The sequence below is a fragment of the Pseudomonas chlororaphis subsp. piscium genome (assembly GCF_003850345.1).
Classification (GTDB): Bacteria; Pseudomonadota; Gammaproteobacteria; order Pseudomonadales; family Pseudomonadaceae; genus Aquipseudomonas; species Aquipseudomonas piscium.
In genome coordinates, this window is sequence record NZ_CP027707.1 from 4,243,387 (window position 1) to 4,263,856 (window position 20,470).

General features: G+C 54.7%; 15 protein-coding genes, 1 tRNA gene and 4 pseudogenes. 3 read left to right on the forward strand and 17 right to left on the reverse strand.

The window, feature by feature from the left end:
* Positions 1-17: 17 nt before the first annotated feature.
* The gene (locus tag C4K38_RS19155) at positions 18-893 is read right to left on the reverse strand and encodes a LysR substrate-binding domain-containing protein (RefSeq protein WP_081001476.1); all 876 of its coding nucleotides are present in this window, start codon (positions 891-893) and stop codon (positions 18-20) included.
* Between the two features lie 203 nt (positions 894-1,096).
* Here C4K38_RS19155 and C4K38_RS32615 point away from each other — a divergent pair.
* Positions 1,097-1,368 (forward strand): annotated as a pseudogene (locus tag C4K38_RS32615) (IS630 family transposase); the annotation flags it as partial.
* Positions 1,369-1,556: 188 nt separating this feature from the next.
* On the opposite strand, the gene C4K38_RS19160 reads toward C4K38_RS32615, so the two are convergent.
* From C4K38_RS19160 to pgsA, 16 genes and pseudogenes are all read right to left on the reverse strand, one after another.
* Positions 1,557-2,549, reverse strand: a complete 993-nt coding sequence (locus tag C4K38_RS19160) for a hypothetical protein (RefSeq protein ID WP_124345303.1) — start codon at positions 2,547-2,549, stop codon at positions 1,557-1,559.
* 175 nt (positions 2,550-2,724) lie between these two features.
* Complete coding sequence (locus C4K38_RS19165) at positions 2,725-4,002, reverse strand: OprD family porin (protein ID WP_053278607.1); 1,278 nt, start codon at positions 4,000-4,002, stop codon at positions 2,725-2,727.
* A gap of 301 nt (positions 4,003-4,303) precedes the next feature.
* A complete protein-coding gene (locus C4K38_RS19170; protein WP_053278606.1) occupies positions 4,304-4,918 on the reverse strand; it encodes a thiol:disulfide interchange protein DsbA/DsbL in 615 nt (204 codons plus the stop codon).
* Between the two features lie 45 nt (positions 4,919-4,963).
* Positions 4,964-5,608, reverse strand: coding sequence for a c-type cytochrome (locus C4K38_RS19175; protein WP_081001475.1), 645 nt, complete (start codon positions 5,606-5,608; stop codon positions 4,964-4,966).
* A 9-nt stretch (positions 5,609-5,617) separates the two neighbouring features.
* A complete protein-coding gene (gene sorA, locus C4K38_RS19180) occupies positions 5,618-6,847 on the reverse strand; it encodes a SorA family sulfite dehydrogenase catalytic subunit (protein WP_081364222.1) in 1,230 nt (409 codons plus the stop codon).
* Between the two features lie 172 nt (positions 6,848-7,019).
* On the reverse strand, positions 7,020-8,177 hold the full coding sequence (locus C4K38_RS19185; protein ID WP_053280003.1) for a TDT family transporter: 1,158 nt from the start codon (positions 8,175-8,177) through the stop codon (positions 7,020-7,022).
* 765 nt (positions 8,178-8,942) lie between these two features.
* Positions 8,943-9,104 carry a DUF2474 domain-containing protein gene (locus C4K38_RS19190; RefSeq protein WP_081001544.1) on the reverse strand — a complete coding sequence of 54 codons (162 nt, stop codon included), beginning with the start codon at positions 9,102-9,104 and terminating at the stop codon, positions 8,943-8,945.
* A 15-nt stretch (positions 9,105-9,119) separates the two neighbouring features.
* The gene (gene cydB / locus C4K38_RS19195) at positions 9,120-10,127 is read right to left on the reverse strand and encodes a cytochrome d ubiquinol oxidase subunit II (RefSeq protein ID WP_053279744.1); all 1,008 of its coding nucleotides are present in this window, start codon (positions 10,125-10,127) and stop codon (positions 9,120-9,122) included.
* A 3-nt stretch (positions 10,128-10,130) separates the two neighbouring features.
* A complete protein-coding gene (locus C4K38_RS19200; RefSeq protein ID WP_053279745.1) occupies positions 10,131-11,570 on the reverse strand; it encodes a cytochrome ubiquinol oxidase subunit I in 1,440 nt (479 codons plus the stop codon).
* Positions 11,571-11,837: 267 nt separating this feature from the next.
* Positions 11,838-12,434: a disulfide bond formation protein B gene (locus C4K38_RS19205; protein ID WP_197678030.1), complete on the reverse strand. Its 597-nt coding sequence runs from the start codon at positions 12,432-12,434 to the stop codon at positions 11,838-11,840.
* A 13-nt stretch (positions 12,435-12,447) separates the two neighbouring features.
* Positions 12,448-12,606, reverse strand: coding sequence for a DUF5993 family protein (locus tag C4K38_RS32950; protein WP_414860352.1), 159 nt, complete (start codon positions 12,604-12,606; stop codon positions 12,448-12,450).
* A gap of 1,166 nt (positions 12,607-13,772) precedes the next feature.
* Positions 13,773-14,506, reverse strand: a pseudogene (gene istB / locus C4K38_RS19210) (IS21-like element helper ATPase IstB).
* Positions 14,507-14,526: 20 nt separating this feature from the next.
* Positions 14,527-16,041 (reverse strand): IS21 family transposase, encoded by a 1,515-nt coding sequence (istA, locus tag C4K38_RS19215; RefSeq protein WP_053279746.1) that lies wholly within the window; start codon positions 16,039-16,041, stop codon positions 14,527-14,529.
* A 276-nt stretch (positions 16,042-16,317) separates the two neighbouring features.
* A pseudogene (locus tag C4K38_RS19220) lies at positions 16,318-17,640 on the reverse strand (tyrosine-type recombinase/integrase); the annotation flags it as partial.
* A 234-nt stretch (positions 17,641-17,874) separates the two neighbouring features.
* Positions 17,875-17,950 (reverse strand) — tRNA-Gly (locus C4K38_RS19225).
* Positions 17,951-18,013: 63 nt separating this feature from the next.
* Positions 18,014-18,574: a CDP-diacylglycerol--glycerol-3-phosphate 3-phosphatidyltransferase gene (pgsA, locus tag C4K38_RS19230; RefSeq protein WP_007924430.1), complete on the reverse strand. Its 561-nt coding sequence runs from the start codon at positions 18,572-18,574 to the stop codon at positions 18,014-18,016.
* A gap of 362 nt (positions 18,575-18,936) precedes the next feature.
* On the opposite strand from pgsA, the pseudogene C4K38_RS19235 reads away from it, so the two are divergent.
* Positions 18,937-20,066 (forward strand): annotated as a pseudogene (locus C4K38_RS19235) (polymorphic toxin type 44 domain-containing protein).
* Complete coding sequence (locus tag C4K38_RS19240) at positions 20,053-20,469, forward strand: hypothetical protein (protein ID WP_053279748.1); 417 nt, start codon at positions 20,053-20,055, stop codon at positions 20,467-20,469. The pseudogene C4K38_RS19235 and the gene C4K38_RS19240 overlap by 14 nt, the downstream one beginning before the upstream one ends.
* Position 20,470: the final 1 nt, after the last annotated feature.

Consider the following 20,470-nt stretch of genomic DNA (forward strand, 5'->3'; position numbering starts at 1 on the left):
TTGCCCGCCGTTTGCGGTTACTGCTCGAGCAAGGAAAGCAATTCGCGCTCGGCCGGCCCATCAGGTACGGCCGCGCGACGCACAATGCTCAACGTTCGGCGAAGCGTGAGCTGCGCGCAAGGTAAAGGGATGAGTACGTCGTTGGCCAATTCATCCGTGATACTGATGGCGGGCAGCCAGGCAATGCCGCCGCCATGAATGGCCGCCTGCTTGATGGCCTCGGTGTTGCCAAACTCCATGATCGATCCTTGCTGCACGTCCAGATCTTCGAGTACTGCCGCAATCAATTCGCGCGTACCCGATCCCACCTCGCGCATCAGTAAAGGCTCATCATTAAGATCCCGGGGGTTGATGGCGGTAGCATCGGCCAACCGGTGCCACGCGGCCACTACCGGCAACAAATCGTCCTCGCGAAAATGGGTCGCGGTCAAACCGTTTATATGCAAAGGACCTTCAATGAAACCCAGCGAATAGCGCATGTCCGCAACGGCCTGAGCAACCTGTTCTGTGTTACTCACGAAAAGACTTACCTTCACACCTGGATTGTTTCTGCGAAAACGTGCAAGAACCCGCGGCAACACATAGGTACCGATGGTATTGCTCGCCGCTATGGATAAGTGCCCAACCTTGGCGCTTGCGAGTTCCTTCATCGCCAGGTCAGCCGTTCTGGCAATATCAAAGAGGCGATCGGCATATTCAGCAAGAACTTCGCCGGCGTGCGTCAAACGCATGCCACGCGGTTGGCGCTCAAAGAGTGTCAGACCGAAGCGCTCCTCCAGTTTGCGCAATTCGCGAGACAAAGCCGGCTGCGAGATGTGCAACGCCTTTGCGCAGGCGGTAATGCTGCCGGTTTTGGCAGTCGTGTGAAAGACTAAGAGGTGATGAAGGTTCATATAGGTGAGGAAAGAATGGCTATGAGCAAATGCTAGCGGGTACTCAGTCCATCCAGGATCTGGACGATACGGTCAGCGCAAGCCGTAAAATCGAAGTGGCGTGACAGCACTGAGCTGACACCGTGACTAAGCAAGTCAAACAATTGCGCGATATTAGCCTATCCGCTACTCCCTGCACATCTGCCACCAGCACGCACGGACTCTGGGCCTCCAATGGTCTGAAACCGCACCTGCTTCACACCTTCAAACTGTCCAATGATCCGTATTTCAAAGAGAAGCTTTGCGATGCAGGATGTATTTCAACTCACTGGATAAGGCAGCGGTGCTCTGCCGCGATGAGAAAAGCCAGGCTCAAGCCTTGGAGCACACGCGATCTGGTCTGCCTCTGGCGATCGGAGACATCCATGCGCAATTGCATGACTATATCCGCCACAGCATTGTCACCTTGCTCACTGCACTGGATTATCTTCGGGGGGATCAGTTGCATTGAGCACCGGCACCAAGAGTAGCTGGCTTCTCTCAAAAAGATCAAAAAACGTCCAAACATCTTCAGTTTCAAGAGAGGATGAACTCAAGAGTTTAGTGGAACAGTCATTTGTTACGGACTTTAGTAAATAGCCACGAGCCAAAGCGTGAGATGTCGAGCATTGGGTAACAATGCCGTTATATGTTGCACACCAATCGTAATCTTCCTTTTCTCAAGCCCCGATAGAAAATACGGCTGTAATCATCCAGAAAAGAATTCATCTGGTGTTCTGAGTTGAAGGAAAATACCCCTCTATCGGGGTCGAACATAAAGTAAAATGAGCTTTTACGATCAACAAAAGCCCCCATGGCATGACCAATTGTTTTTGAGCCCCGATCAATTAGCTTTATAAAATACTTCCCATCGCCCTCGATTTTTTCAAAGCGCTCTGTACTCTTGTCCTCCCAGGCAAGACCTCTGCCTCTCATGTATCTACCTACAGAGTCGTGGTTCTCCATTAAAGACATCAACTCCTTACGGCCTTCACAGGTATTGATATCATTAAAAAAATCCATGACTTGTCCTGTGCCCTGATCCGCCAGCCACTTCAGTGTGAGTGGATAACAAAGGTCTTCTCTACTTAAAGTATCAGTGCCTGAAAAACCCCCTTGGCTAAATTCAATTTCCAGCGCTCCTTCATATACAGCTGCGATGTAACGGTGTAGCTCGGGAAATATTGTCTGCAGCGCATCTATTAATTTATAGGCCTTGCGTGGAGAAAGTGAACTGCGCAAATCAATTTGTTTCTTTTCACATCGGCTTTCGATGAAGGCTTTCACCTCCTCCGCCGGCATAAATCCAAGTAAACCCAGGTAAGTTATCGGCACAAATTCAAAGCTGACGCCTAACAACTCGAACATTTTTGTCAGCTGTTCAGAGATTGGTATTTTTTTGTCCTTTGAATGATTGTTTGAATCTGTCTGCACTGATTTTTTGCAGTCAGTATCTACAGAAGATTCATTATTGATGGCGGGCCTTTCAAGAAGGATAGTGCAATTTTTTCTCCAGGCGATATAGGCTTCTTTTGCCTTTCTGCTTTCTTCTTTAATTCGAAGGGGGGATTTGTTTAAGTCCTCTTTTGATGCTGCTGCCTTGGCAGGCCACGCTTCTGCTGCTTTGCTGGTTTTCATAGGTTCTGAAATAAGCTGGAATGTGAGTGTTTTGATGAATTGAAAAGATCCTTTTTCCTGGTTCGTCAGAAAAGCCAGTGCCCCAACAAGCGGGGGCCTTGGCTTTTGTCCTTAGACTTGGTAGGTCGCGCTTTCAAACCCTCTGAAAACAGGCTGACCTGTTGCTTATTGATACCTAGAAGATATTGAGCGGGTAGTCGACGATCACCCGGTATTCATCAGTGTCGGTACCCAGTGCCCCATAACCATTGCCGCCACGGTTGCTCGCCCATTGCAGATCTACCGCTAGATCCTTGGCCGCCCCCCCCTGTACCACGTACTTGAGGTCGAGGTCGCGTTCCCAGTGCTTGGCGTGCTCGCCACCGGCGCTGTACCAATGGGCGTAGCCACGGCTGTGGGGATCGACCTTGGTCAGGTCCAGTTCGCCACGCGAGTAGGAGAGCGCCGAAGTCAGGCCCGGCAGGCCAAGGCCAACGAAGTCGTAGGCGTGCTTGAGTTTCCACGAGCGCTCGTTGGGGCCGTTGAAGTCGGAATACTGCTGGGAGTTGTCCAGGTAGATGCTGCTGCCCTGGTTGATGTAGTCGAACGGTGTGTTGCCGTTCACCCGTTGGTAGGCGGCGGTGAGGCTGTGATGGCCGACCCCCAGGGTGAAATGCAGGCTGTAGGTGTTGTTGTCGATGTCGCCTAGCAGCGCGTCGCCAGTGTCCTGGGTGTGATAGAAGTGCAGGCCCGGGTTCAGAGTCACCAGCTCGTTCAGCGCATAGCTGTAGTCGAGGTCGTAGTAATACTGGTTCCAGATGTCCTTGAGTTCGGCGGCATACAGGCTGCTGGTCAGGCCCGGAAAACCGCTCCAGGCCACGCCGGCCCAGTTCAGGTGGCGGCTTTCGTCGCCGTCCGCCAGTTTGCCGTAGGCCGTGTCGATACGCTGACGGCCGCTCTGGTTGTAGAGCTTGGTGAAGCTGGCCTGACCGCCTTCGAGCAGCCAGCCGTCGAAGCTATGATTGGTCAGGCTGATGCCGCGGAAGGTCTGTGGCAACAGGCGGGTCTGGCCAGCAATCATCGGGTTGTTGAGAAACAGGTCGCCAGCTTTCAGCTCAGTGTCCAGGGCACGCATTTTCAGGGCGCCGCCACCGGTTGAAAACGAGCCGGGAGCTTTGCCATTGCCATCGCTGACCGGCAGGATAGTCGAACCATCGGTGCCGCCACCACCGTCGAGTTTGAGCCCGAGCATGGCGTTGGCATCAAGACCGAAACCGACCGTACCCTGGGTGTAACCCGACTCGAAGATACCGATGAAACTCTGAGCCCACTCGATGTTGTCGTCGGTCTGCTGCTGACGGTTGCGGTTCATGTAGTAGTTGCGAGTGTCGAGTTTAAGGCTGGAACCTTCGATGAAACCTTCTTGACTGGAATGCTCTGCGGCCTGAGCACTTACACCTATCGCCGCGGCCATTGCAATGAATAACGGACTGAGTTTGAGGATGATACTCACGTGGGATATAGCTCCTTGGATTAATAACGGAAGTTGCTATTTTAAATATGAGCCCACTGCCCCTGTATAAATTTAGGGTAAAGAAATCGCCCATTTGATCAAACTAATCTCCTTGCCCTCAGCAACCGAACCTCTTGTTGGAAGAGCTCCAGCCGGAAGCAGACTAACGGCCTCACCGTTAGTCATGCATAATCGTTTTATGTCGGCCAGTTCAATCAAATAGCCTCCAACAAAGAGCATACGATGCTGGAGGCTGTACAATCTAATCGTGCAATTTTGCCAACTGCGTAAGAGCCGCAGGCACTGCCTCGGGGGAGCCCACCATGCTGGCGTCGGTGAAGTATTTGTCATTCACCACAAAACTGGGCACCGTCTGGACTTTATAGCGCTGGGCAAGTTTATCGCCTTGAGCCATCCGGCTTTTAACCGCGAATGAGTTGATTTGTTGCTCGGCAACTTTTCTTTCTATGCAGAGCCCAACAAAAAAGTCAGCAATCTCCTCAACAGTCTCCAGCTTCCCGCCGCGGCGCGCCAGTTCAAATAGCGCATGATTTGTGACGACTTGAATATCAAGGGCCTCACCAACATAAAAGGCTTTAGCGTAGCCTTCCCATTGTTTGCTGCCAAACGTGACAGGGACCCGAGTCAGGGCTACGTCGTTTCCAGCCTTGGCAGCCCATTGGGTCATGCTCGGATCGAGTTGCCGACAGTGAGGGCAGCCATACGAAAAAAACTCGAGCACTTTTGGCGATTGGCTCACCGGCTCATTCGTCACTGTATAATTCTTTCCAGCCTGTAATGAAACAACCGGGGTTGCCATCCCCACTGGAATATAAAATATCGCGGGCATCACCAAAGCCAAGCAGAACTTACGCATCAAAGTATCTCACTCATTTTATGAATCGAAGTGTATTTATGACGGTCACTGCGCCAGAACAAAGTCCGCCAACTGTTTCAGCTCGGCCGGCTGCAAACCTGGGAATGGCGGCATCGGTATTGCCCCCCAACGTCCAGAGCCACCGTGACTGATGTGATCGATAACTTGCGAAATGGCCTGGGCATTGCCTTTGTAGTGCACAGCAACATCGTGGTACGCGGGGCCAACAACCTGTCGATCAATCGCATGGCAGCCGAGACAGCCGTTCTGATCCAGAAGCGCCTTCGCATCTGCAACTTTAGGTTGATCAACTGTATTGGCCGCAAGCTCGATTGCCTTGATCACAGGCTTACTCTCGGCAGCAGGTTGACCTGAATAGGTAGCGGCCAGGTATTCACCCACCAGCCCTACTTCACTCTCAGAGAGTGGCGCACCATAGGACTCTTTCATTTTTCTGGCCAGCCCTGTCCACTGTTTCTGGCTGAAGCCGGGCGGTTGATACTCAATATAATCGGCCGAATGACATATTCCGCACTTCTGCTGAGCAATGGCATAACCCGGCAAGTCCGAGGGGCGCAGGCTGATAGTCTCGGCAGGCAGATTAATTGTTAACGGAGAAGCTACTGCACAGATCGGAAAGGTACAACATGCAAACAGCAAAGCTTTATAGTGCGCAAATACACATTTCATCCTGAATTCCTATACAACCGTGACCGGTGTGGTTTCAATATTGTTCTTTACATAGATAGCGGGATTCCATAAGACTTTCACCGGCTGTTGTTCGCCCTGCCCGTTCGTGGCACGAACTTGCAAACCTACTTTGCCCTTTTCTCGAGGGAGCCACTGCAGTGTCCACTCACGAAATGAGTAATTGCCCAGGCTCTCGCCCAACACGGCCAACCGCCAATTTCTGCCACCATCTTCAGACACTTCAACCGACTGAATACCGTGCCCACCGTCAAATGCAAAACCTCTCAAGGTAATGGGCTCGTTGAGCTTGACCTTGGCGCCAGGCTGCAGGCTGGTAATAAAGGATCGTACTTTCAGCTTGCCGATCGGACGGGTTTTGTCGGGCACCGTGCCTGGCGGTACGCACTGGCAATCATTGTCAGGAACGCGGTAGGCCTTTTCCATGAAGTAGCCTTCGAAGGTATGGTCAATGACCTCGATTTCACTTAAGTGCTTGACCCAATAGGTACCGAAATAACCAGGAACGATCAGTTTGATGGGGTAGCCATTAAGAAAAGGGATATCGGCATCGTTCATGGCCCAGGCAATCATCGGCTCATCGCTGAGCGCGAGATCGATACCCAGTGCCTTGATGAACTCTGGCGTTGTCGGCAAGACCGGGTGGTCCAGGCCGCGAAAGGTGACTTGTTTGGCTCCCGCCTGGACGCCAGCATGTTCAAGTACTGCTTTTAACGGAATGCCTGTCCACCGTGCGTTACCCACCGAGCCGTTACCCAGCTGCGCACCAAATACCCGCGGCGCCCCATAACCTCGACTGTTACCGGAGCACTGGTTGACGGCCACGACCTCGACGGCTTTCCCCAACCCCTTGAGTTCCGCAAGGCTCAAGCTGAGCGGCTTGTCCACCAGGCCCTTGACCTGCAGCTGATAGTTGTCCGCATCAATCGAGGTAGGAATATTGGCGAGGTGGTAGCGAACAAAAAATGCATCATTGGGCGTCAGTACCGACTCGTTGAACACCGAAAACGGTGTTTCCAGATGCGGTGGACGAGCAGTGACACGCATCAAGGGTCTTTTCTGTGGATAAGCCACCAACTCCCGGGTTCCGTTGGCAAAGTCCTGAGCCTCGGTTTCTGCCGCTCGACTGCGCAACGGTTTGAATGCAAGCCCCGCAGCTACCAGGCTTGCGCCCTGGAGAAAGACACGTCGCTTAATAGTGTTTCCGTTATCAGTGGACATACGTTCTGCACTCTCAACAAAGGATCGAAGATCACAACCTTCACTTTATTTTTCCCAAGCGCTGCCAATGGCCCGCTCTACGCGCCTGTCGTTCGTCAGATAGGTAATACCGTGAGTCAGATTGACCGCTGACCTCAGGCTTGCAAGCCTGAGGTCGCTATTGATGAGTTGACTATTTAGCTAAAGAGGCGATGCAAGGCGAGACGAAAAGATTGCCTCGATACGCCCCTGCGAGCGTTCTGCAAGCCACGATCAACCACATGACCGCCAGCACCAACACCAGGCATCCGCCAAAGATATTGAAAAAGCTGGAATGCAGAACCGAGCCCAACTTGAGAGTCGTGAGCGAATAGACACCGATAGGAAAAGTAAATCCCCACCACCCCAGGTTAAAAGGAATGCCTGCCTTGAAGTAACGGACGGTGATCAAGGTGGCCATTGCCATCCACCACAACCCCAGGCCCCAGAAAAGAATGCCGGAAATCAGTCCAATGCCTTGAGCAACCTCGCCAATCCCTTGCAGCCCCTGCGCCGAAAAGATCGCGGGGGCATCGCCGCCTATGACCAGCATGCCCAGCGCGCCTGTGCCGATAGGGCCCAGCGACAACCAGCTGGATGCCGCCATGCTTTCGTGGGGAAGTTTGTGCAACGCCATGCGCAACAGCAGGATGACCAGAATGCTCAGCGCGACGGGCACCGAATAGGCCCACAGTACATAGCTGGTGATCAACATGATGAATTGCGCGCCTGTATCGAGCAGCTGCGGAGCCAGCAACCCACCACTGGCAGCCGCCACTTCTGCGGCAACCACGGGCAGCAGCCAGACGGCAGTCATTTGATCGATGCTGTGCTGTTGACGGGTGAACATCAGGTAAGGAATCAGCACACCGCAGGCGAGCGCCATGGCCACATCGATCCACCACAGGGCTTCGGCAAGCGGTATGACGCCAGTGCCCCACCGAGGGACGCCGAACACCAGAAGTCCATTGATGATGGTCGCAAGCCCCATCGGAATAGTGCCGAAGAACATCGAGACCGTAGAGTGCCCGAAGATCTGCTTGGCCTCATCGAAAAACATGATCCACCGGGCCAGGTACAGGACACTGAAGGTGCAGAACAGAACGATGTTCAACATCCACAGCCCTTCGGCAACCGATCGCAGGCCTGGAATGGCGAGCGGAAACTGAGCCAGGGCCAAGGCCAGGATGCCGGTGCCCATGGTGGCGGCGAACCAGTTCGGCGTGAATTGGCGTATCGCCTCCCGTGGTCGGCTCAAATGGCTAAGGGGTTTGGCTCCCGCATTGATAGCTGCGAGATCTCTAAGCGACATGGTGATCTTCCTGATGTGTGAATGACCGTGTGTTCATTCTAGGTGATTTCCTTATCGGCTTTTCACCGTATTATCGGCATGTGTTATCGACTTTACCGATAAGGAGTTTTTTCTACAGTGACGCGCTACGCGACACGTGCGAGGCAAACCAGTAACTTTGCCAGAGCAGGCGGTGAGCAGCGAACAGACGGATTGGACAATGGCACGGGCAAACTGGTCATCCCAGGTCGGGACTGCTGCCATAGCGGCTGCCGTAGACAATATTGGCGATCGTCTGCTGCTGCACCAACGGCAGTAGCATGGACTCATCGAGCTGACGGCCCAACTCGGCGTGCTGCTGCGCGCTCAACCACCGCCCAAAGATGACCAGCCCGCTGACCGAGTAGTTGAACGATTCGGCCAGTTGCCTGAATCCGTCCGGGTCGTAACCGCCAGGGCAAAAAAGGCCGCCTGCCGTGCTGGGGTGTTAATGACGAACTCTGCCATGGCTGCCGTCACCGAATCATGCCGGCGGCTCGACAAACCCTCCGATAGCTTTGCGGCGCGCCGAAAAATTTCATTGTTCGTATCAACCCCCAAAAAGGATTATTGGTATACCGGTGCTCTCGTAGTTCCGACATCGAGTCGTGTGAAGTCCGAACAAAACTCCCGAAGGAAGGAGCGCCAAGCGTGAACAGGTGCAATCGCTTTGTATGAATCTAATAGCAAAGAACAGCCCCCGGACGTCCGTATCCTAAAGAGACTGCCCCAGCATCGAAAAACCTGTCAGTGCGACTTCATCCCCGCCGCCTGCATGAACAGTCGGATCAGCATGGCAGACACACCCAACGCCGCCACGCTGCCCGCATAAATCACCAGCATCCAGCCCAGCCGCTGCCGCAGTAGTGGCTTATGCTCGGCCGATTCAACAATTCTCTTACGGTCCATTGGAGCACTCCTCTGCTAGTGGTAACCGTCTTCGTGGGTGACCTTGCCGCGGAACACGTAGTAGCTCCAGAAGGTGTACCCCAGGATGAACGGGATGATGAACAAGGTGCCGACCAGGAGAAAGCCCTGGCTTTGCGGCGGTGAGGCAGCGTCCCAAATTGAAATTGACGGTGGCACGATGTTCGGCCACAGACTGATGCCCAAACCGCTGTAGCCGAGGAAGATCAGCACCAGGGTCAGCAGGAACGGCGTGTAATGCGCGTTACGCGCCACAGCCTTGAACAGACCCCAAGTTGTTACCAGCACCAGGATCGGCACCGGCAGAAACCAGAACAGGTTCGGCAAGGTGAACCAGCGCGAGGCAATCTCGGGATGAGTTACTGGGGTCCAGATACTGACGATAGCGATTACCGCCAGCAGCACGAGGACCAGCGGCCGCGCCAGGTCTTGCATCTGCTCCTGCAACTTGCCTTCGGTTTTCATGATCAGCCAGGTACAACCCAGCAAGGCATACGCGACGATCAGCGCCACACCACAGAACAGGCTGAAGGGCGTCAACCAATCCAGCCCACCGCCGGCGAACTGCCGATTGACCACCGGTATACCATCAATGAACGCACCCAGCGCTACACCCTGGAAGAACGTGGCGACCAGCGAACCAGCGATGAAGGCCTTGTCCCAGATATGACGCTTGTCTTCCTTGGCCTTGAAGCGAAACTCGAACGCCACGCCGCGAAAGATCAGCCCAAACAGCATGAAAATCAGTGGCAGATATAACGCCGATAAAACCACCGAGTAAGCCAACGGGAAGGCACCGAGCAGCGCAGCGCCACCCAGTACCAGCCAAGTCTCGTTACCGTCCCAGACGGGGGCGACGGTGTTCATCATGACGTCGCGGTCGCTATGGTTCTTGATGAAAGGGAAAAGAATGCCAATCCCCAGATCGAAACCGTCCATGATCACGTACATCATGATGCCGAAGATGATGACCACGGCCCAGATCAGTGGAAGATCAATACCCATGACTCAATTCCCCTTGTTCAGGCTGTGGCTGTAATCACCTTCACCGTTGTCGTCGGCAGCGGAAAGCGGACGAGCAGGCGTACGTTGCTGACCAGGACCACCCTGGCTCAATGCAGCACCTTCGTTGATTTTCGGACCTTTGCGCACCAGACGCATCATGTAGCCGAAACCGGTCCCGAACAGCGCGAAATACACCACGATAAACATGATCAGGGTAAGGCTCATCTGCGCCACGCTGTGGTTCGACGAGGCATCGGTAGTACGCAGCAGGCCATACACCACCCACGGTTGACGACCGATTTCAGTGGTGAACCAACCAGCGAGAATCGCGATCAGGCCGGACGGCCCCATGAACATTGCCAAGTACAGAAACGGACGGCACTGGTACAACGTTCCGCGCTTGCGCAGCCACAAGCTCCACAATCCGGTGAAGACCATCAACATGCCGAGGCCGGCCATGACCCGGAATGACCAGAACACGATGGTCGAGTTGGGGCGGTCCTCAGGGGCAAACGATTTCAGCGCGGGCACCTGTTTGTCCAGGCTATGGGTCAGGATCAGACTGCCCAGGTAAGGAATTTCGACGGCGAACCTGGTCTTCTCGGCTTTCATGTCCGGCAAGCCGAATAGGATCAGCGGAGTCGGTTCGTCGCCATGGTTTTCCCAGTGACCTTCAATAGCGGCGATTTTTGCCGGCTGATGTTCCAGGGTATTCAGGCCATGCATGTCACCGACCATGGCCTGAATGGGCGTGACGATCAGGGCCATCCACATGGCCATCGACAGCATGGTGCGGATCGCCGGGTTATCACGGCCGCGCAACAGGTGCCAGGCAGCCGACGAACCGACGAAGAAGGCGGTGGCGACAAACGCCGCAATCGACATGTGTGCGAGGCGATACGGGAACGAAGGGTTGAAAATCACCGCCAGCCAGTCCGTCGGAATCACCTGGCCGTTAACGATTTCGAAACCCTGAGGGGTCTGCATCCAGCTATTGGACGCCAAGATCCAAAAGGTCGATATCAGTGTTCCCAGAGACACCATAACGGTAGAAAAGAAATGCAGTCCGCGCCCGACCCGGTTCCAGCCGAACAGCATCACTCCCAGAAAACCCGCCTCAAGGAAGAAGGCTGTGAGTACCTCATAGGTAAGCAAAGTACCGGTGATGGGGCCAGCAAAGTCCGAAAAACGACTCCAGTTGGTGCCGAACTGATAGGCCATAACCAATCCGGAGACCACGCCCATACCAAAGTTGACAGCGAAGATCTTCGACCAGAAGTGGTACAGATCACGGTAGGTATCGTTGCGGGTCTTCAGCCACAACCCCTCAAGAACCGCCAGGTAACCGGCCAAACCGACCGTGATAGCCGGGAACAGAATATGAAACGAGACCGTAAATGCGAACTGCATTCGCGCCAAGTCTAACGCCTGTAAATTAAACATAACTGCCCTCTTATATGCAGGTAAATCATGACTGGAGCGGTGCTTTCAAGGTAGTTGCTGTGCCCTACATAACCGACAGAGCTTCTCTGCCGGGATAGCATGCAGGATTGTGGACGGCAAGTCGGCTCAAGTTCTCTTTCGATCAGTAGAAGACTATTAAGCGAACTTCAGTTACCAGAATTGAAATACAAAGAACGAGTCATTGGATTGCAGCGAGCTGTGAGCTCATTACCTCACAGCCCGATGAAAAGTCATATCCGAGCAGCACTAGTTTGTTAGTAGCTGATAAACCATGGGATTAGCCTCGCACTCTCTGGTACCACACTCCAGAACTGTAGATACCAGGTTTGCGGCGATCAGAAAGATGAATGCAGCCATGGCCAACTTCCCAAGAGCATGCGCCTGCTGCTTGATGGGAGATGGTTGCTCCCAGCTCTTAAGCAGTAGAAGCCCCGAGATGAATACAATGGATGCAAGGGCAGACACCACAGCCCACGTATAGAAATGCAGGCCCAAAAGCGTCACCCCATAGCCCGGATCCCCTGGGAGAATATGCAGAAACACCTGGCGCGAGGCGATAGCTCCGGTTAGCAGACTCCCTAATAGCGCAACACCGTAGTGTGCGCTACGTACACCAAAACGCACATTCATTAAAAAGCCAAAGCCTATGGTAATCATACCCACTCGTTGCAGCAGGCATAGTGGGCATGGCAGTTCATGCTGAAAAAACTGATAATAGAAAGCGATTACCAGCGACAGACTGATACCCAAAAGACCAAGAATATTTAGCGTATCGCCAATATTGAGTTTGGAAGACTGAGAAGCACTCCCCCCCATCGAGGGCTGCGAGCTGTAGTTACTCATGTCCTAATACCTTTCAAAAGGATAAGTTAAGGAGATCGGTTGAGTGGTAGTTAAACCATACCAGACTGACAATCAATAAAGCCCCCCACAGCCAGAACCCTGTTCGCTTTTTCCCGAAAAATATAGAAGCCGCGCTCAGCAGAGCAATTAAAAACGGCAAAAACATATACATCTTGGGCCTTCCTTTATAAGAAGTGATATAGCGCCAATTTTGATTTAGGACCAGCCAAAAACCTAAACTAATCAGTCTCGCTAGAGTGCATCCGAAAACCTGTTTGTTCCCATCAAAAACATGAACCACCGAGCTGTATACAAACACTACAAGGTGCAAAACAGAACGATGTTCAACATCCAATGCCCTTCAGAAATGGGCCGCAGGTCTGGGGCGCCGATGGCCCGCCCAAATGGCCAAGAGGCTTGGAGCGGCAAGATACCTACGCGTCTGGCAATCCTCGTGATGTGTGCGTGTGTGGATGACCATGTGTGCAGTTTAGGCTATTTCCTTATCGGTTTTTCACCATATTATCGGCATATGTTATCTATTTTACCGATAAGGATTTGACGCGGCGCCAATGTGGAACACATTAGAGGTGCACGGTGGAGCCTATCGCCATCGCTTGTTCCGTTTGCGATGATGGCCCCCAAGGACAAGACAAACGGCCCGTTTTGCCAGAAACGCCAGTGCCCAGTTCTCAGCGGGTTCAGGTTCTGGCAGGAACATCCAATCTGTCCGGGTACCGCCGACGAAAAAGATGCCCAATGGGATCGACAGGCCTTGGACAACTTGAGCATCACAGCTATGACCCCGATGAACTTGCGCCGAGCCTTCGCCAGCGATCACCTCACACCAGAGCCCCACATCAGGCGGTCAAAAGCCCAACCATTTCGTGTTCTATCGGGTAACAAGCGACGAGAAGAATCGCGACTATCGGTATGAACGCATCACAAAACAGGTGGTCTTCACATTGGATCCACTGTCATTATCAGCCAACAAATCACCGTAGATCCCTACGATGAGATTCGCCCACCTACCTTCGGGCGAACGCCTTAACAAAAATAATGGCATTACCTTAGGAAATGGATAGATGGAATGATCTCATCGACCTAAAGATCCATATAACAGCCACTGCCAACAGTGCCAAATAGGTAGGCGATGTAGAGATGCTTCGCGAGAGGCCCATCCATCAGGAATGTAGGCCCGTTCGCGCATGTCTTCAAAGAATTTTAATCCGCATGCGGATTCCACGACACTTGGACACCCAGCCCACGATCATTTGGACACTCGTTCCACGCTCACTTTGACAGGCAGTCGGAGCGCAGCGACGCAGGTTTGTATTGTTAGTCTGAAGTCCCTGCTGCCGTCAATTTCGTTGCGCGCCTGCGCATCGATTCGCCCTTCAGTTCGAGGATCGCATCGCCCAAGGTCGCATCGCCGATCAGCGCATGCCATTTGTCCACCGGCATCTGGCTGGTGACCAGCGTCGAGCGGTTCCCGTAGCGGTCGTCCAGCAGCTCTAGCATGTCGCGCCGTTGCGCAGCGGTAAACGGTGCCAAGCCCCAGTCGTCCAGGATCAGCAAATCGGTCTTGGCATAACCCGCCATCAGCTTCACGAAGCGGCCATCGCCGTGGGCCAGGCCTAGCTCCTCCATCAAGCGCAGCAGGCGCAGGTAGCGCAGGTAGCGCACGCTGTAGCCGTCCCGGCAGGCCTTGTGGGCCAGCGCGCAAGCGAGCCAGGTTTTGCCCACGCCGGTGGGGCCGCCGATGATCAGGTTCAGGCCGTCGCGCAACAATTGGCCGCTGCCCAGTTGCAGGATCAATGACCTGTCCAGGCCGCGCGGGCTGCGGTAGTCGATGTCTTCCAGGCAAGCGTTATGGCGCAGTCGGGCGGCTTTCAGAGGGTGCTCAGGTAGGCATCTTCGCGCTCGGTCAGCTCGCGGTCGACCATCAGACCCAGGCGTTCATCGAAGCTGAGGTCGTTGATGTCGGGCGTTGTGTGTTGCTCGGTCAGCGCCTTGAGCATGCCGTTTAGGCGCAGGGTTTGCAGCTTGTCGAGGGTCGGATTGGGCAGCATATTCGTGCTCCTTTTTCAGGTCAGTGGTAGTAGCCGGGGCCACGCAAATTGATGTGTTCTTCGGGCAGCAGTGGCAGGTTTTGCTGACCCAGTGGTAATCGCTCCAAGACTTGGCGCAGGATCGATTCGAGGCTTTTGTAACTGCACGCGCCCAGTGCCAGCGCACGCTGGCAAGCGGCTTCCAGCCGCTCTTCGCCGTGCTGTTTGCTCAGGCGAAGGATGCCCAGACAGGCGCGGAAGCCGTGCTGCGGATGGATTCGGCGTTCGAGGATGTAGGCGATGACGCCGGCAGTGTTCGGCCCGGTCTGTTCTGCCCAGCGGATCAACCGTTGCGGCGTCCATTCGGCGTGCTCGCGATGGCTCTTGGGCATGTGCTCGGTCTGAGTGGTGTGGCGGCCTTTGTGCTGTGAGCGCAGGTGGCTGGCCACGCGCTGGTTGGCGTGGAAGCACTCGACCGTCTGCGCGGTCAGCCGCACTTCGAGTTGATGCTTCACCAACTGGTACGGCACCGAGTAGTAATGGCCGTCGACTTCGACATGGTAGTCGATGTGCACCCGTACCTTTTTCCATTCGGCGTAGACGTACAGCTGTTCCGGCAGCGGTTGCAGTACGGGCTGGTCGATGGCCTCGAAGGCCGAGCGGCGCGAGCCGGTCAGCTTCTTGAAGGGGCGTTGGTTGAGCCGATCCAGCAGTGCGCTTATCGCTGTGTTGAGTTCGCCCAGCGAGAAGAACTGGCGGTTGCGCAAGGCCGCGAGGATCCGGCGCTCGACCACCTGGACGCCAACTTCGACCTTGGCTTTGTCCCTGGGTTTACGGGCTCGGGCAGGCAGCACGTCCACGCCGTAGTGCTCGGCCAGATCGCGATAGCTGGGGTTGATGTCCGGCTCGTAGCGATGCGCTTTGGTGACGCCGCTGCGCAGATTGTCGGGTACCAGTATCTGCGATGTGCCGCCGAGAAAGGCAAAGCAGCGAGCGTGCGAGCCCAACCAGTCGGGGAGTTTCTGCGACCAGGTGGCCTCGGCGAAGGTGTAGCTGGAGGCGCCGAGCACGGCAACGAAGATCTGCGTTTGGCGGATCTCCCCGGTCTGCCGGTCGATGACCGGCACGGTTTGGCCGGCGTAGTCGACGAACAGCTTTTCGCCTGCGCGATGCTCCTGGCGCATGACCACATCGACCTTGGCGGCCCAGAGCCGGTAGTGCTCGCAGAACCAACTGTACTGGAAGCCTTGTGGGTGGCTGAGTCGGTACTCTTGCCAGAGCAGGGCCAAGGTGACGCCGGGGCGGCGCAGCTCCGCGCGAGCCCATGCCCAGTCAGGCATCGGGCGTTGATCGCTGGGAACCGTCGGTGCTGGCGGGAACAGACATCGTTCCAGTTCAACGTCCGACAATGCCGTCGGCCAAGTAAGTCCGCAGGCGTTGAAGCGATGCAGATAATTGCCGGCACTGCCGCTGCTGATGCGAAGGCTGGCGGCGATCTTGCGCACGGACAGGCCGGCGTCGAACTTTAGGCGTAGTACCTCTCGGATTTTACGCATGGATAAACGCTCCACGACGACCTCTTTGCTTCGAAAAAAGAGGTCGATGGTAGTGAATAATCCTGCGTCGCTGCCTGCCTGAGCACTGGGTGGATCAGTGAAAAATCACTGTCCAAGTGCTCGTGGAATCAGTGTCCGCGTGGCCGTGGAATGAGTGTCCAAGTCAGCGTGGAATCGCTGTCCAAGTGTTTGTGGAATGGGCGTCCAAAGTGCGCATGGAATCCGCACCTTAGATGCCGGGACGGTCATCGCTGGAAAGTTACCGTTGTACAGAACGGAATTTGCGTTCGCGTTTTCCAACAAGGGCAGCGAAGCTGCACCCTCTAAACGGATAGTGAGCGGAGAGCTCGCTGCTTTCGGCTGGCCCTGCCCCCAAAGATCCAGGCGGTTCGCCCAGTCCTGCATCATGGTCCGGCGCTGTTCAACGTATTCTGCGTGATTATAAGCCGCGCTCACCTTGTCCGGATCTGCATGAGAAAGTTGAGCATCGACCCATACCTTTGGGTATCCGATTTCATTCAACGCCGTCGAGATCGTAGCCCTCATGCCATGACCCGTGAGTTGATCGGCATAGCCCATCCGGCGTAGCGCTCCATTGAGGGTGTTCTCACTGATACGCTTGCCAAGATCGCTCCGATGCACAAATAAGTAACGTTGCGCGGGGAGAACCTGGTCCAGCAAGTGACGCACTATTTCAAGCGCCTGAACCGACAGCGGCACGATGTAGGGCGGTATGTTTGCGACCTGCCTCCCTGGCCTCCGCATCGCTAACTGGAGTTGTTTCACTACCTCCGCGGGTATGATCCATAACCGCTGCTCCAGATCGAACTGGTCGGGTGTCGCCAAGCGCAGCTCGCCGGTGCGAACACCGGTCAGCAGTAACAATCGAAGGCCAAGGCGTGTTTGGTTGGCGCCGCCGCAGTTTCGGAGAGCGGCCATCAGCGCAGGCAGCTCGTCCATACGAAGAAACGGATTGTGTGACACCGGAGGTTTGGGGAGCGCAACAACATCGAGATCTGAAGCCGGATTGTGCTCCAGCCCCTCGATCTTCACCAGCGCATAGCGGAACAATTGGTTGAACCAGGTCCGGCACTTTTCAGCGGTCGTTAAGGCCTTGCGCTGTTCGATCCTGCTTAGCAAATCCAGCAAATCGTGACGACTGATATCGTAGACAGACCGCCCACCCAGTGTGGGCAAGACGTCTTTATTGAAGATTCTCAAGATTTGCGAGAGCGTGCTCTGGCGGCCTTCCTTCAAGCTCAGCCTGCGAAACTCCACCCACTGATTGAACACTGCCTCGAAGGTGTGCTCTGCCGCGAAACGGACAGCACGACGCTGCTGTTTACGATGCTCATTAGGGTTGATGCCTCGGGCAACCAAAGCACGCGCTTCATCACGCAGCACTCGGGCTTCTTTAAGGCTGATTTGCGGATAACTACCCAGGGACATACGCATCTGTGTCCCTACCCAGTAGTACCTGAAGCGCCAGATTTTCCCACCCTGGGCCGTCACATTGAGCGCAAGCCCATCTGTGTCGCCAAGCGTGTAGTCATTACCGGTGATTCGTGCGTGTCGAACGGTCGTATCCGAAAGTGCCATTGCGAGCTCCTGAACAGAGTCAGGGCCAGATGCTCATCTCGCTACCCAAACTGATCCAGCATCAAACCGATTCAGTGCTCATCCGAATTCAAGATTCTCATCGGGACTTAAATCGGGACTTAAACGCACTGGATAGTGCTGGATTTCAGTGGTTCCCACCGGAACGAAAAAAGGACCCTAAGGCCCTGATTTCAATCACTTACAGAATTCAGTGGAACTCTGTAGTGCTATGTTTGGAGCGGGAAACGAGACTCGAACTCGCGACCCCGACCTTGGCAAGGTCGTGCTCTACCAACTGAGCTATTCCCGCGTCTTGGTGGTGTGCATTCTATAGAAATTCGAAACTGCGTCAACCCCTTGATTCAAAAAAGTTTTATTTCTTTTCCACATCGGTCTTCAGATGCGGCCAGGCGGCGCGCAGGTACTGCAGCATGGACCACAGGGTCAGCCCTCCGGCGATCAGCAACAAGGCATAACCCAGCAACACCCAGAAAGTGAAGGCCGGTGGGTTGGCCAGCAGGATCACCAGCGCCAGCATCTGCGCGGCGGTTTTCCATTTGCCCATGTTGGACACCGCCACTTGCGCGCGGGCGCCCAGTTCGGCCATCCACTCGCGAAGGGCGGAAACGACGATTTCGCGTCCTATGATCACCGCCGCCGGCAGGGTCAGCCACAGGTTGCCGTGCTCTTGCACCAACAGCACCAGGGCCACCGCCACCATCAACTTGTCGGCCACCGGATCGAGGAAAGCCCCGAACGGCGTGCTTTGCTCCAGACGCCGCGCCAGGTAGCCATCGAGCCAGTCGGTGGCCGCGGCGAACGCGAAGACGGAACTGGCGGCCATGTAGCTCCAGCTATAAGGCAGGTAAAACAGCAAAATGAAGATCGGGATGAGCAGAACGCGTAGAACGGTGATCAGATTAGGGATATTCATCGGCACAACTGGCTACGAGGTGAGTTGGCAATCTACTCGAAAAAGACAGCAGATGAGGTAGGCACGGCCATTCTACGGGCTTCTCGCACAGCGTGTCTAACACTGTTCCAACACTTTGAGTCCCTTGAAAGCGCAACTTTCTGGGGCCTGCGCGCGCAGTACCAGGCTCAGTTCGCAAGCCTGCTGGAACCGTCGTATGCAGACGTAGTGCGGTGGCCATGCAGATTTTCCAGCCAGACTCTCAGCCCTCGCTAGACCCCATCCAAGTTCAGAATCGTCCTAAAGCCTTGCCCATCACCGCTTGCTAGGTTTGCGGGGCTCTACAAAGAGCCTCGCGGATCAGTCAACGCAGGGACGATAAAATGCTCTCTTCTGCTCGCCTGGGGACAAACACGTCTGCCCACTTCCCGGTCACGGCACCACTCCGATTGCTGGCGCTTCTGGCGACATCAACATCAACTCCATGGGAGCAGCCCGAGTCGGTGACACTTGCGGTTGTGGTGCAGTCATCACCACGGGGTTTCCCTCGATCATCCTGAATGGTCGCCCTATGGCCCACTTAGGGAGCCCTACCAGTCACGGCGGGACGATCATCACGGGGTCAGGCGATACCTTCGGAGGCTTCGTCTTTGGGCCCACTCCTGGCGCGGCAATCATTAACTTCGCAGCCCTCGGCGTGTTTCGCCCAGACGGCTCGGTAGACGATGAAAAGATGGCGACCTTGCTGGCCGACCCGAGGCTGACCGAGAAGGCGACCGCTGCAAATGCCTTGGTTGATCCCAATGCGGCCTCTAAGGCGCCTGAAGAGCAGTCAGAGGAGAAGCTCTGTACCGACCCCGACCACATGGAGGAACTGGCGAGCTACATTGCTGGCGAGATGAACCGCAACATCAACAGCCCGTCCGTGCGGCAAATGAAAGATTTGAATAGCTTTGACCCCGCAGCAGAAACAAGAAAGTACGCAGCCTTGCCCTTTTACATGCGACTCGGTCTTGGTCCAGACTTCTACAGCTTGGCGCTCGGAAAGAAAGCAAAGGCTTTTGCTATCTGGACTGAGCGCGTAGGTCAGAACAGGCCATGGGACCATAAGCCAATACTGCAAAAACTCTTTGGTGAATATCCTTGGCATAAGCAAGGTGCCTATGAATATTTCTACGATATCTGGTCGAACATCCACTACGGATATGTGGGTGTAGCAGGTGGGCTTTCTGAGAGTGTCTTATTGGACGGTGCTGGTGTAGAGCAAATCGGATCAGACACTTGGCGCTTCATCAAAAACCCTGAGAGATTTGATGGCCCGCAAAGGACCAAGGGTGTTGAAGGTATGCGCGCATGGGATGATGTACCCGATAGGGTCTCGATCATTATCGGGATAAGCCTATACAAGGAATATCCAAATGGTGGCCTCACAGGGAAGATCATTATGGACAAAGTGCTGGCAGTACCCATAAGCGACTGGGCGAAAGGAGTTCAACCACATGTCTGCAAGTGAGAAAAGGCTCTACTTAGGGCGGTGGATTACAGGATTCGTTTGCTTCCTTATTGCATGCTGGTATTTGGCTTTGCCAAGGGTTGTCATTTACTACTCGGACGATGGTTCAAAAGAACTCAAATACGTCTTCAATACGCAGCATTCAATATTTCGACGGGACTTGATGCCGGGTGAGACAACCGGTGATGCGGGGCATATTTTCCCCGATAAGGATTTCTTTATGATGTTCGATTGGTGGGCCGATACGACCCCGCCCCGGTGCATCTACATCACACCAAAACGGTGGAGAACAATGGACATTTACCTCGATGGGAGCGGTAAGATCGACATCACTAAAACAGGTCCTGATGTTATTGCCCGCCTGAAACTGTGTCCTGGTCAACCTGACCCTTTCCGCCCCTGAG

Bases quoted from the DNA above. Each gene is read 5' to 3' on its own strand.
- C4K38_RS19155 (WP_081001476.1), bottom strand. From the start codon at position 893: ATGAACCTTCATCACCTCTTAGTCTTTCACACGACTGCCAAAACCGGC.
- C4K38_RS19160 (WP_124345303.1), bottom strand. From the start codon at position 2,549: ATGAAAACCAGCAAAGCAGCAGAAGCGTGGCCTGCCAAGGCAGCAGCA.
- C4K38_RS19165 (WP_053278607.1), bottom strand. From the start codon at position 4,002: ATGGCCGCGGCGATAGGTGTAAGTGCTCAGGCCGCAGAGCATTCCAGT.
- C4K38_RS19170 (WP_053278606.1), bottom strand. From the start codon at position 4,918: ATGCGTAAGTTCTGCTTGGCTTTGGTGATGCCCGCGATATTTTATATT.
- C4K38_RS19175 (WP_081001475.1), bottom strand. From the start codon at position 5,608: ATGAAATGTGTATTTGCGCACTATAAAGCTTTGCTGTTTGCATGTTGT.
- sorA (WP_081364222.1), bottom strand. From the start codon at position 6,847: ATGTCCACTGATAACGGAAACACTATTAAGCGACGTGTCTTTCTCCAG.
- C4K38_RS19185 (WP_053280003.1), bottom strand. From the start codon at position 8,177: ATGTCGCTTAGAGATCTCGCAGCTATCAATGCGGGAGCCAAACCCCTT.
- C4K38_RS19190 (WP_081001544.1), bottom strand. From the start codon at position 9,104: ATGGACCGTAAGAGAATTGTTGAATCGGCCGAGCATAAGCCACTACTG.
- cydB (WP_053279744.1), bottom strand. From the start codon at position 10,127: ATGGGTATTGATCTTCCACTGATCTGGGCCGTGGTCATCATCTTCGGC.
- C4K38_RS19200 (WP_053279745.1), bottom strand. From the start codon at position 11,570: ATGTTTAATTTACAGGCGTTAGACTTGGCGCGAATGCAGTTCGCATTT.
- C4K38_RS19205 (WP_197678030.1), bottom strand. From the start codon at position 12,434: ATGAGTAACTACAGCTCGCAGCCCTCGATGGGGGGGAGTGCTTCTCAG.
- C4K38_RS32950 (WP_414860352.1), bottom strand. From the start codon at position 12,606: ATGTATATGTTTTTGCCGTTTTTAATTGCTCTGCTGAGCGCGGCTTCT.
- istA (WP_053279746.1), bottom strand. From the start codon at position 16,041: ATGCGTAAAATCCGAGAGGTACTACGCCTAAAGTTCGACGCCGGCCTG.
- pgsA (WP_007924430.1), bottom strand. From the start codon at position 18,574: ATGAATATCCCTAATCTGATCACCGTTCTACGCGTTCTGCTCATCCCG.
- C4K38_RS19240 (WP_053279748.1), top strand. From the start codon at position 20,053: ATGTCTGCAAGTGAGAAAAGGCTCTACTTAGGGCGGTGGATTACAGGA.